The organism is Microbacterium sp. (assembly GCF_047607225.1).
In the GTDB taxonomy this organism is placed as follows: Bacteria; Actinomycetota; Actinomycetes; order Actinomycetales; family Microbacteriaceae; genus Microbacterium.
The window spans coordinates 17,970-27,586 of sequence record NZ_JASGDO010000022.1 but is presented as its reverse complement, the minus strand read 5'-3'; the positions used below and the strand labels follow the sequence as shown (position 1 = coordinate 27,586).

Genomic DNA, 9,617 nt, shown 5'->3' with positions numbered 1-9,617 from the left:
CGGCGCTCAACCGGGCCCGCGCGGCGCGCACGGCAGCCACCGCGGCTCGCGCGTCGCGCTGCGTCTGCTGCAGGGCCCGACGCGCGGTCGACACCTCCGAGGTCGTCGCCCGCGCAGCCGTGCGATCGGCCTGCACGCGTGCCAGTTCCGCGCGCGCGACCTTCGCGTCGCCGCGTGCGACGGTCAGCTGGCGCCGGGCTTCGCGGAGCTCATGGCGCGCGGCGTCGTAGCCGAGGCGACGTTGGCGTGCCGTACGCCGACTGCGCACACCGACCCAGCCGAGGGCGCCGGCACCGACCGCGCTCGGCGCGATCCACCAGAACTCGGCCACCGTCGTCCAGACGAGCGGGTCCACCCCTTCATGCTAACGAGGTGCTGTGCCGCGGGATCGACGCTAGCTTTTGGGGAAAGCCAAAAGGCTATGTATCATAGCCACATGAATGGCGCCGTCGAAACCCGCTACCTCCCGCTGTCGCAGGGTCGTATCGCCTACGAGGAAAGCGGAGGCGGTCCTCTCGTCGTGCTGTCGCCGGGCATGGGCGAACTCCGCTCGACGTACCGACTGCTGGTGCCTCATCTGGTGCGCGCAGGACTCCGTGTGGTCTCCGTGGACCTCCGCGGCCACGGCGACAGCGACGCGACCTTCGATCAGTACGGCGACACCGCCACGGCGCACGACCTCGGGGCCCTGATCGACCACATCGGGGAGCCGGCCGTCGTCGTCGGAAACTCCATGTCTGCCGGCGCCGCGGTCATCCTGGCAGCCGAGTCGCCCCGACTGGTGCGTGGCCTCGTTCTGACCGGCCCCTTCGTGCGCCCTCCGACCGTCCATCCTGCGATGGCGCTCATGTTCCGGATCCTGACGGCTCGGCCGTGGGCCGCAGCCGCCTGGAACGCCTACCTTCCGCAGCTCTACGCCGGCGACCTGCCGACCGACTTCGCCCAGTACCGTTCCGCCGTGCGTGACGCCCTGCGACGCCCCGGATACTCCCGCGCCTTCTCCCGTACCACGCGCGCCGACCACGGCCCGGCCGAGCGTGCGCTCGCCGCCGTTCGTGCTCCCTCCCTCGTCCTCATGGGGGAGAACGACCCCGACTTTCGCGATCCTCGCGCCGAGGCCGAGTGGATCGGGACCGCGCTCGGCAGCCGGGTGGTGATGGTCCCTCGCGCCGGTCATTATCCCCACGTCCAGCAACCGGACGTGACGGCCGACGCGATCGTGCACTTCATCGAGGAGGAGCTGCACCGTGCCTAGGGCAGGACTCAGCCGTTCCATCGTGATCGATCGGGCCGCACAGATACTCGACGACGCTGGAGCGGGCTCGCTCAGCCTGGCGCTGGTCGCCGACAGCTTCGGGGTGAAACCGCCCTCGCTCTACAAACACGTCCAGGGCCTCGCCGACCTCCAGCGCGGAGTCGCGGTGCGGGCGAAGGAGGAGATGGCGGCGGTTTTGGCGCGTGCGGCGGTGGGGCGCTCGTCTGCCGACGCGGTTCGGGCGATGGCCGAGGCCTATCGGTCGTGGGTCATCGCGCATCCGGGCCAGTATCCGTTGACCACCCGGGCACCCGTTCCGGGGGACACGGAGGACGAGGCGGCGTCGGAGCGCCTCGTCGAGCTCATCTCCGTGATTCTGCGCGGCTTCGACCTCGGGCCGGATCAGCTCGTCGATGCCACACGGTTCCTGCGCTCCGCGCTCCACGGGTTCGTCTCGCTGGAGACGGGCGGCGCCTTCGAACTGCCGGTGTCCACCGACGACAGCTACGGCCGTCTCGTCGAGGGCGTCGTCATCGCGCTGGAGGCCTGGGCGTTGCGCTGACCCCTTCCGAGGGGAGTGTGTCAGCCGAAGATCAGGGCGAGGACGGTCGATCCGCCTCCCACGAGGATGAGCGAGACGATCACCACCCAGGCGACGATCCGGGTCCGCCGCGTGCGGGCGGCGTTCATGCCTTCGTACTCTGCGTCGTCGGACATCGCTCTCTCCTGTCGTGCGACCGAGCGCGTCAGTGCGCGGGCTCTTCGATCACGGTGCCGAAGGCGGCGGGAAGCGTCGCACGCGAACGCTGACGCAGCTCCGACACCGGCAGCGTGAAGACGTCCTGCACCTCGAGGGCAGACTCCCCGGTCGCGGGGGCGTCGGTGACACCGATCCGCAGCACGGGGTACCCGCGGCCCTCGCACAGTCCGCGGAACTTGACGTCCTCCTCGCGGGGCACCGACACGATGACGCGACCCGTCGACTCGCTGAAGAGGGCCGTGGCGGCATCGACGCCGTCGCGCTCCATGATCTCGCGCAGCCATACGCGAGCGCCCACGCCGAAACGCATCACACCCTCGGCGAGGGCCTGCCCGAGGCCACCGGCCGAGAGGTCGTGCGCCGACGAGATGAGCTCCTGCTGCGAGGCCGCGTGGATCAGCTCGGCGAGCTTCTTCTCCTGCGCCAGGTCGACCGCCGGCGGCCGGCCGCCGAGGTGCCCGTGGACGGTGTCGGCCCATGCCGAGCCGCTGAGCTCGGTGGCCGTCACGCCGAGGAGGTAGATGTTCTCGCCGGCGTCCTGCCACCCCGACGGGATGCGGCGAGCGACGTCGTCGATGATCCCGAGCACGCCCACGACGGGGGTGGGGAAGATCGGCTGGTCGCCGGTCTGGTTGTAGAAGCTGACGTTGCCGCCGGTCACCGGAACGCCCAGTTCCAGGCACGCGTCGGCGAGGCCGTCGACGGCCTGCCCGAACTGCCACATGACCTCGGGGTTCTCCGGGCTGCCGAAGTTGAGGCAGTCGGTGACCGCGGTGGGCACCGCGCCGCTGACGGCGACGTTCCGGTACGCCTCCGCGAGGGCGAGCTGCGCGCCCGCGTACGGGTCGAGCTGGCAGAAGCGACCGTTGCAGTCGGTCGCGATCGCGAAACCGAGTCCCGACTCCTCGTCGACGCGGATCATGCCGGAGTCGTCGGGGAAGCTCAGGGCGGTGTTTCCCATGACGTAGCGGTCGTACTGGTTGGTGATCCAGGACGTGTCGGCGAGGTTCGGGCTGCCCAGGAGCTGCAGGAACTGGTCCCGCAGCCCATCGGGGTCGTCGGTGCGAGGGAGGGCGGCCGCCGAGTCGTCGCGGAGCGCGTCGATCCAGGTGGGGTAGGCGACCGGGCGCTCGTACACCGGGCCGTCGACGGCGACGGTGGACGGGTCGACGTCGACGATCTGCTCGCCATGCCAGAAGATCTGCAGGCGTCCGTCGCCGGTCACCTCGCCCAGGACGCTCGTCTCCACCTGCCACTTCTCGGTCACGGCGAGGAAGGCGTCGAGCTTCTCGGGAGCGACGATCGCCATCATCCGCTCCTGGCTCTCGCTCATGAGGATCTCCTCCGGCGTGAGCGAGGGGTCGCGCAGCAGGACGTTCTCGAGGTCCACGCGCATTCCCGATCCGCCGTTGGCGGCCAGCTCGCTCGTGGCACAGGAGATCCCCGCGGCACCGAGGTCCTGGATCGCCTGGACGAGCTCGCCGCGGTAGAGCTCCAGACAGCACTCGATGAGCACCTTCTCGGCGAACGGGTCGCCCACCTGCACGGCCGGGCGCTTGGTGGGGCCGCCGTCGGCGAAGGTGTCAGAGGCGAGGATCGACGCGCCCCCGATGCCGTCGCCGCCGGTACGCGCGCCGAAGAGGACCACCTTGTTACCGGCGCCGCTGGCGTTGGCGAGCTTCAGGTCTTCGTGGCGGAGCACACCGACCGCGAGCGCATTGACGAGGGGGTTGCCCTGGTAGACGGCGTCGAACACCGTCTCGCCGCCGATGTTGGGAAGGCCCAGGCAGTTGCCGTAGAACGAGATGCCGCTGACCACGCCGTGCACGACCCGCGCCGTGTCGGGGTTGTCGATGGCGCCGAAGCGCAGCTGGTCCATCACGGCGACGGGGCGAGCCCCCATCGAGATGATGTCGCGCACGATGCCGCCGACGCCGGTGGCCGCTCCCTGGAAGGGCTCGATGTAGCTCGGGTGGTTGTGCGACTCGACCTTGAAGGTCACCGCCCAGCCCTCGCCCACGTCCACGACGCCCGCGTTCTGGCCCATCCCGACCATGAGGCGCTCGCGCATCTCGACGCTGACCTTCTGACCGAAGCGACGCAGGTAGATCTTCGACGACTTGTAGGAGCAGTGCTCGCTCCACATCACCGAGTACATCGCCAGCTCGCCACTTGTGGGGCGGCGGCCGAGGATCTCGCGGATGCGGTCGTACTCGTCGGGCTTGAGACCGAGCGCCGCGTACGGCTGCTCCTTCTCCGGCGTCGCGAGGGCGTTGTCGACGGTGTCTGCGACAGCAGAGGGAACGGGGGTGCTCACGCGGCTGAACTCCAAGACTCGGGATGCCGGCGGGGGATCACCCACAGTCTAGTTGGGAGGGTGGTGGTCGCCGCGCGGTCGGCCTAGGGTCGTCGCCATGACCGGACTCACCCCGTATCTGCACTTCGCCGGCACAGCCCGAGAGGCCCTCACGTTCTACCGCGACGTCTTCGGCGGCGAGCTCCTCCTCCACACGTTCGCCGAGTTCGGGCGAGAGGACGGACCGGACGAGGCGATCGCGCACGGGATGCTCCGTGGACCCGTCGAGCTCTTCGCCGCCGACACTGCCGGCGGCGAGCCCGCGGTGCGGATCGAGGGAGTGTTGTTCTCGCTCCTCGGGGCGGCGGAGCCGCCGGAGCTCGAACGCTGGTTCGCCGCGCTGTCGGAGGGCGGAGAAGTGATCGACCCCCTCGCCCTCAAGCCGTGGGGCGATCACGACGGACAGGTGCGCGACCGCTTCGGGCTCATCTGGCTCATCGGCTACACCGGCTGACCGCCCAGCGCGGCGCCGTCGGCCCGGGCGAGGGCGCGATGCGGGATCCACCCCTCCGTCCCGCGATCGTTGCGGCACCACGCCCAGCCGCTCTCGGGGTCGTCGCTGAGGAGCTCGACCGTCTCGCCCGTCCGTGCGGGAAGCTCGGTCGTGTCGTAGGCGACGCGGACGACCCCCGTCGTGCCCTCGATCTCGAGGTGACGCGAGGGAACCCATCCTGTGCCGTGCTCCGACGTGACGAAGACGAACGCGGGCCATTCCGTGTCGCGCTCGCCGACGGTGACCGACTCACCCGGGGTGACGGTGAGCGGCGGGCGGTCGGGGATCTCGTGGTCTGCGGTCACCAGGCATCGCATGGCCCGATCCTGTCACCCGTCGGCCACATGCCGCATCCGTCAGTCGGTCGGCGGGTCGTCGTCGATGACGCCGATCCCGACGGCACGGTGGCTCGGCTCGTCACCGCCGGTCGAGGCCGGAGCGGGGGAGGTCGGTTCTTCGCCGGGGTCCTTCTCCGTGCTGGGCTCTTCCAGTTCCTCCGTCGAAGGCAGCTGCTCGTCGCCCTCGGTCGTGTCGTCGGCGGGTGCCTCGTCGATGGCGGCGTCGGTCTCGTTCTCGTCCTGCGGCTGTGATGTGGGATCGGACACGAGCGTTCCTCTCGTCATGCCCGCGCCTCGGCCGGCCGGGACTTCCCTTCCACCGTGGCGCCGTCGTCGCGCGAGGGGAACCGGGTTGACACGGAGGTGTCGGTGGGTCGGCGTACGGTCGAGGCATGGACCGGACGGCGTTGACGGAGCGAATGCACGCGCTCGACGCGCAGCTCGCGCGCCTCGATGCCGACGCGGCGTCACTCCGCGAGGCGCGCGCCGAGGCCACCGCCGACGACGAGCACGATCCCGAGGGCTCCACGCTGTCGGGTGAGTGGCAACGCGTGGAAGCCCTGCGCGCCGGCGCCGAGCGCGAACGCGCCGATGTCGTGACGGCCCTGGCTCGCATGGACGAGGGGACGTACGGCGTCTGCGTGCGGTGCGGCAATCCGATCCCCGCGGCCCGCCTGGAGGCGCGGCCGATGGCGACGATGTGCGTCGCCTGCGCCTCCGCGGCCTGACCCCCGTGGCTTGCACGACGGATCGCGCCGGGCTGCGTCAGATCTCGTCGATGCCGTCGGCGACGGTGCGGAGTGCCGACATCGCAGCGGTCTCGAGATCGGCGATCTTCTCGAGGTTCCGCGAGGCCTCCGCCAGATGCTCCTGGTCGCCCGTCGCCCCGGCGCGTTCGAGGAGGCGCGCGACCTCGGTCCACAGGAGCGCGGACTCTGCGAAGGCGTCGCGTCCCGCGGCGATGGCGGAGGCGGTGTCACCGGCGGGCAGCAGCCCGTGGACCTCCGTCAGGAAGTCACGGTAGAGGTTGCGGAAGAGCGCACCTCCCGTGCCCGCGCGTTCCATGAGGGTCGCCATCGTCGCGAGGTCCTGCGGCGGGTCCGCCACGCGTTCGAGCAGCGAGCGGACGCGCACCGCCGCCGTGCGGATGCCGCGGTGCCCGAGGTTCGCGATCGGGGGAGACAGGAACTCCCGCGCGCACGCCGCCGTGGCCTGCAGCGCTGCGGGAAGCGGAAGCTCCGTCGTCGCGGGCACGTCTCCCCGTTCCAGAGTGAAGGATCGATGCCGGGCCGACATCGGTCCGCGAGCCGCGCGCGCCCGTTCGAGCGAGGCTCTGCTCGTGCAGACGCGACCGCCCTGCTGAGCCGTGTCGATCAGGTAGGCCGTGGTGTCGTCATAGCCGTACAGCGCGACGATGTGCCCGGCGAAGTGCACACGCGAGGTGAAGTAGTCGAGGTCGTAGCTGTCGAGTTGAAGGCCCACGGGGATGCCTGCGTCGATCGCGGTCGCCACGTTCTGCCACGCCCTGCGCGGCGAGCCCGTCTCCTGCACGCGGAGATCGAGTCCCAGCCGCGATGCGAGGTTCTCGGTCAGAGCGAAGGGCTTCACCCGTCCGCCAAGGAACGGCAGGGCCTGCCGCGTCGAGTCCCAGTAGATGAACGAGAGCCCGCCGCCGAGGCCGAAGAGCGCCGGCTCGGAGAGGCGAACCCCCACGGCGGTCAGGAGCACGCCAAGGGTGGTGGTCTCGCAGTGGTGGCCCCCGGTGTGGGGGAGGCCCGGCACGACGGTCGCGCCCGAGGCCCGGGGCGCGGGGATGCCCGCGGTGGTCATCGGCTCACCGTGACGCGCTGCGCGAGCCACGTCCGCTCCGCCTCGAGAAGGGCGAGCGAGAACGAGAACACCTCCGCGGCGGCGGGCGGCAGGGGAGCCTGCGCCGCGCGGGCCTGCTCGACGGCGGCGAGGCGCGTGTCGATCTCCGAGAGCCGCGTCGCGAGGGCGTCGCGGTAGGTCTGCGCTGGGAGGAGGGCGAGGTTGGCGAGCCCGGTGAGGAACGGATGCGCCACCGGTCGGTCGTGTGCGAGGAGCGCTGTGGTCTCGGCCGCTGCCGCCTCGCGTCCGGCGGCGGTCGGGCGGAACACCCGTCGCGCTCGCGCGCCTCCGTCCGGTTCGTCGCCGGAGACCAGTCCGCGACGTTCGAGCTTGTTCAGGACGTAGTAGATCGAGGAGAAGCCGATCTCGGCCCAGCGCCGGATGCCGCGCTGCTCGATCGTCTGCTCCAACTCGTACCCGTGCTGAGGTCGTTCGACGAGGAGCCCCAGCAGGGTGAGCTCGGTGATCGTCAGGTCCACGCCGATACTCTAGCACTAGAGTATCGGCGTGCCCAGGTCTGAGATCCGGCACCCCGGACCTCTTGACAGCCCCTCGTCGGCGTCGTAACGTACAACCAAATGGTTGTACAAAGAGATTCCTCACGAGACGAGCTGACCGATGACGAGATCGACCGCGTCTTCCACGCTCTGGCCACGGCGACCCGTCGCGACATCCTGCGCCGCACGATCGACGCAGAGCAGTCGGTGTCGGCCCTCGCCGCGCACTACGAGATGTCCTTCGCCGCCGTGCAGAAGCATGTCGCGGTGCTCGAAGCAGCGGAGCTCATCGTCAAGCGGGCTGAGGGCCGCGAGCGACTCGTGCGGGCGGACCCGGTCATGATCGCCCGCGCCCGCACGCTCCTCTCTCGATACGAAGACCTCTGGCGCGCTCGCGTCGACCGGCTCGACGACCTGCTCGCTGAGCCCGAACACCCCTGACCTCCTCCCACCCATCCGACAAGGAGACCCACATGCCCGTCACCGACATCAGCACCGATGCTGAGAACCTCACCATGACCTTGACCGCCGACTTCGCCGCCCCGGCGGAACGCCTGTGGCGCGCGTTCACCGACCCGCGGCAGCTGGAGCGCTTCTGGGGTCCTCCCGGCTGGCCGGCGACCTTCACGGCGTTCGACCTGACCGTCGGGGGCCGAGCCGAGTACCACATGACGAGCCCGCGCGGAGAGTCGTCGCGCGGCTCGTGGGAGTTCACCGCGATCGACGCGCCGTCGTCGTTCGAGGTGCTCGACTCGTTCATCGGCGAGGACGGTCAGCCGCTCGAGGGATTCCCCTCCATGCGCATGGTCTTCTCCTTCGACGCGACCGCCGACGGGTCGCGGCTCACGAACGTCACGTACTTCACGTCGCTCGAGGCGCTGGAGCAGACGGTCGCGATGGGGGCGATCGAGGGCTCGCGGATGGCGATGGACCAGCTCGACGCCGTGCTGCTGGATCTGCGTGCGTATGCGCAGGGCATGGGAACGCGCACGGAGCTCCTCGACGACCAGCACGTGCGGATCACGCGCCTCGTCGAAGGTCCGCGGGAACTCGTGTGGCGGGCCCACCACGAGCCGGAGCTGCTGCAGAAGTGGCTCCTCGGTCCCGACGGGTGGCAGATGGTCGAGTGCGAAGTGGGCGACACCTACCGGTACGTGTGGCAGCAGGGTGAGGACGAGTCGACCCGGTTCGGGTTCGAGGGCGAGACCGTGCTGAGCGAGCCGACCTGGCGGGCGGTCACGACCGAGAAGATGATCGGGATGGACGGTCCGTCGACCCTCAACGACCTGCAGTTGTATGAGGAGGACGGCGCGACTCTTCTCACCCTCCTGATCGAGTATCCGGACAAGGAGACGCGCGACATGATCCTCGCGACGGGCATGACCGACGGGATGGAAGCCTCCTACGCCCGCCTGGAGGCCGCGATCGCCTGAGACCGCGTCCGCTCCGCGCGCCCGCCGCCCTCCCCCTCCGTCCGTCGGCCCCCGTCCGCCCGGCGAGAGCACATGCTCCCATCGACCGCATACCGTAAAGACGCGATCGAGGTATGCCCTCGGTGAGAGCATGTGCTCTCCACGGGCGGGGTAGGAGACAGGGACGGAGGACGGAGGACGGAGGACGCGGCTGTCACGGATCGAGGACGAGACGGTACGTGAAGCCTTATCTAGGCAACCGGTGCGGTCCCGCGGGACTATCGATCAGCCGCGGGAGCAGTGTCCTTGACGCCCCTCTGAGGCTCGCCCCGACGAGAGACGACTGGAAGCCGTTCTAGCGATGACTCGATATGCAATCGGGTTCCGCCAGGTGGAGTCATAATGCGAGCACTTGTGCAGTGCGCTTGACTGCAGCATGATCGGCACAATAGCGGAAGGAGCGGTGAATGTCGGACACGTGGCTTGGAGTCGGTGAGAGGCGAACCTACAAGGGGATACTCGCCATCGCTGTCCTAACCGGGTTCATAGTGGGCGGGGGGGGCAGCCGCGCACGCGGTTCCGCCTGATGAATTCCTCCCGGCTCCGTCGCCTGTCGTTTCCGCTGTCCTCTCGGGCA

Annotated in this window: 13 protein-coding genes; 6 read left to right on the top strand and 7 right to left on the bottom strand. The window is 69.9% G+C overall.

Annotated features, from left to right (window positions below; translation table 11 throughout):
• Positions 1–355 (bottom strand): TolC family protein (locus tag QM591_RS03835; protein WP_415129787.1); only part of this gene is annotated, 355 nt, incomplete at its 3' end.
• Between the two features lie 81 nt (positions 356–436).
• Here QM591_RS03835 and QM591_RS03830 point away from each other — a divergent pair.
• A complete protein-coding gene (locus QM591_RS03830) occupies positions 437–1,255 on the top strand; it encodes an alpha/beta fold hydrolase (RefSeq protein WP_415129785.1) in 819 nt (272 codons plus the stop codon).
• Complete coding sequence (locus QM591_RS03825; RefSeq protein ID WP_415129783.1) at positions 1,248–1,817, top strand: WHG domain-containing protein; 570 nt, start codon at positions 1,248–1,250, stop codon at positions 1,815–1,817. Before QM591_RS03830 ends, QM591_RS03825 begins: the two co-directional genes overlap by 8 nt.
• A 20-nt stretch (positions 1,818–1,837) precedes the next feature.
• Here the strand turns inward: QM591_RS03825 and QM591_RS03820 are convergent, their stop codons facing one another.
• Together QM591_RS03820 and purL are read right to left on the bottom strand one after the other, a co-directional pair.
• Entirely contained in the window at positions 1,838–1,972 is a 135-nt protein-coding gene (locus QM591_RS03820) for a hypothetical protein (RefSeq protein ID WP_269454415.1), read from the bottom strand.
• A gap of 29 nt (positions 1,973–2,001) precedes the next feature.
• A complete protein-coding gene (gene purL / locus QM591_RS03815; RefSeq protein ID WP_415129781.1) occupies positions 2,002–4,332 on the bottom strand; it encodes a phosphoribosylformylglycinamidine synthase subunit PurL in 2,331 nt (776 codons plus the stop codon).
• Between the two features lie 97 nt (positions 4,333–4,429).
• Here purL and QM591_RS03810 point away from each other — a divergent pair, with 97 nt between their 5' ends.
• Positions 4,430–4,825 (top strand): VOC family protein, encoded by a 396-nt coding sequence (locus tag QM591_RS03810; protein WP_415129779.1) that lies wholly within the window; start codon positions 4,430–4,432, stop codon positions 4,823–4,825.
• On the opposite strand, the gene QM591_RS03805 is transcribed toward QM591_RS03810, so the two are convergent.
• A complete protein-coding gene (locus tag QM591_RS03805) occupies positions 4,813–5,169 on the bottom strand; it encodes an SH3 domain-containing protein (protein ID WP_415129777.1) in 357 nt (118 codons plus the stop codon). The genes QM591_RS03810 and QM591_RS03805 overlap by 13 nt on opposite strands.
• A 51-nt stretch (positions 5,170–5,220) precedes the next feature.
• On the bottom strand, positions 5,221–5,469 hold the full coding sequence (locus tag QM591_RS03800; protein WP_415129775.1) for a hypothetical protein: 249 nt from the start codon (positions 5,467–5,469) through the stop codon (positions 5,221–5,223).
• Positions 5,470–5,594: 125 nt separating this feature from the next.
• Here QM591_RS03800 and QM591_RS03795 point away from each other — a divergent pair, with 125 nt between their 5' ends.
• Positions 5,595–5,930, top strand: a complete 336-nt coding sequence (locus QM591_RS03795) for a TraR/DksA family transcriptional regulator (RefSeq protein WP_415129773.1) — start codon at positions 5,595–5,597, stop codon at positions 5,928–5,930.
• A gap of 37 nt (positions 5,931–5,967) precedes the next feature.
• Here the strand turns inward: QM591_RS03795 and QM591_RS03790 are convergent, their stop codons facing one another.
• A complete protein-coding gene (locus tag QM591_RS03790; RefSeq protein WP_415129771.1) occupies positions 5,968–7,032 on the bottom strand; it encodes a BtrH N-terminal domain-containing protein in 1,065 nt (354 codons plus the stop codon).
• On the bottom strand, positions 7,029–7,550 hold the full coding sequence (locus QM591_RS03785) for a PadR family transcriptional regulator (RefSeq protein WP_415129769.1): 522 nt from the start codon (positions 7,548–7,550) through the stop codon (positions 7,029–7,031). Before QM591_RS03785 ends, QM591_RS03790 begins: the two co-directional genes overlap by 4 nt.
• 99 nt (positions 7,551–7,649) lie before the next feature.
• Between QM591_RS03785 and QM591_RS03780 the strand changes: the two genes are divergently transcribed.
• Both QM591_RS03780 and QM591_RS03775 read left to right on the top strand, forming a co-directional pair.
• Positions 7,650–8,009, top strand: a complete 360-nt coding sequence (locus tag QM591_RS03780) for an ArsR/SmtB family transcription factor (protein ID WP_415129767.1) — start codon at positions 7,650–7,652, stop codon at positions 8,007–8,009.
• 32 nt (positions 8,010–8,041) lie between these two features.
• Positions 8,042–9,001 (top strand): SRPBCC family protein, encoded by a 960-nt coding sequence (locus QM591_RS03775; RefSeq protein WP_415129765.1) that lies wholly within the window; start codon positions 8,042–8,044, stop codon positions 8,999–9,001.
• Positions 9,002–9,617 lie beyond the last annotated feature (616 nt).

Coding starts and splice junctions, on each gene's coding strand:
- QM591_RS03795 (WP_415129773.1), top strand. CDS start 5,595: ATGGACCGGACGGCGTTGACGGAGCGAATGCACGCGCTCGACGCGCAG.
- QM591_RS03810 (WP_415129779.1), top strand. CDS start 4,430: ATGACCGGACTCACCCCGTATCTGCACTTCGCCGGCACAGCCCGAGAG.
- QM591_RS03775 (WP_415129765.1), top strand. CDS start 8,042: ATGCCCGTCACCGACATCAGCACCGATGCTGAGAACCTCACCATGACC.
- QM591_RS03790 (WP_415129771.1), bottom strand. CDS start 7,032: ATGACCACCGCGGGCATCCCCGCGCCCCGGGCCTCGGGCGCGACCGTC.
- QM591_RS03820 (WP_269454415.1), bottom strand. CDS start 1,972: ATGTCCGACGACGCAGAGTACGAAGGCATGAACGCCGCCCGCACGCGG.
- QM591_RS03780 (WP_415129767.1), top strand. CDS start 7,650: ATGGTTGTACAAAGAGATTCCTCACGAGACGAGCTGACCGATGACGAG.
- QM591_RS03830 (WP_415129785.1), top strand. CDS start 437: ATGAATGGCGCCGTCGAAACCCGCTACCTCCCGCTGTCGCAGGGTCGT.